The 998-nt window shown below is 44.4% G+C and carries 1 protein-coding gene; it reads right to left on the bottom strand.

The genetic code is table 11. The annotated features are described in order from the left end of the window. Positions 1-943: ribonuclease D (rnd, locus tag R7O13_RS24735; RefSeq protein WP_318304918.1), on the bottom strand; the 943-nt coding region annotated here is incomplete at its 3' end. Positions 944-998 lie beyond the last annotated feature (55 nt).

Here is a 998-nt window from a genome sequence, read left to right as displayed (position 1 = left end):
TCACGACATCTTTCATGTTTTTGAAAACTTGCTTATAGCCAGGGTAATCCATCAGGCGATCAATTTTAGCTGGGTATTCTTCTGGTGGCGTTTGCTTAGCCTTTTTCACGATGGCCGCAATTTTAGTACCGTGACGATTGACCGCGCGGCTATCCATCCCTTCCGCTTCCATCTTTTTAAAGCTTGTTAAACCTAAACGAGCAACCGTTAGCAAATCACCTTCTTTGAAAATGAAGTTTAGTGCTAAGTCGCGCTTGATTGCTTCACGATAACGCCAAGTCGCTAGCGGCTTTAACACAGCTAACTCTGACGGTTTAAGTTGCCACGCTCCTTTAATATCAAGGTACGCATTTTCTTCGTTGGTTTCGCGAATGCGTTTGGAAACCAACAAGTCGCTCTCTTGCTGCACCGCTTCCCACCAGCCAGCTTCAGTGACTTTATCGAGCAATTTTTCGTAAAGTGGCAACAAGTAGTGAACGTCTGCCGCTGCATAATCAAGTTGCTTTTGCGTGAGAGGACGAGCCATCCAGTCGGTGCGAGATTCACTCTTGTCCAACGCAACACCTAAATATTCTTCCACCAGCGTTGCGAAACCTGTTGACAGCCCGTGGCCAAGAAACGCCGCCATTAACTGTGTATCGACCATTGGAAATGGCGTACAACCAAATGCATTTTGGAATACTTCTAAATCTTCGCCACAGGCGTGAAGCACTTTAAGTACCGATGCATCTTTCAATAGTTCGATGAAAGATGTCATGTCCGTTAATTCTGTCGGATCGATAAGGGACAAGTGCTTGCCGTCGAAAAGCTGAATCAAACCTAGTTGCGGATAAAAAGTCCTGATACGTACGAACTCGGTATCCAGCATTACGACATCTGCGTCTCTTGCTTGAGCACAAACTTGTTCTAGGTCTTTGTTTTTAGTAATAATCTGATAATTCACATGCTTCTCGCTATAAAAAATGCCAGCAAAACGCTGGCATTCTATCATTTTTTAA

This window comes from Vibrio sp. Y176 (assembly GCF_033438945.1).
This window is presented reverse-complemented; position numbering and strand designations above follow the sequence as displayed.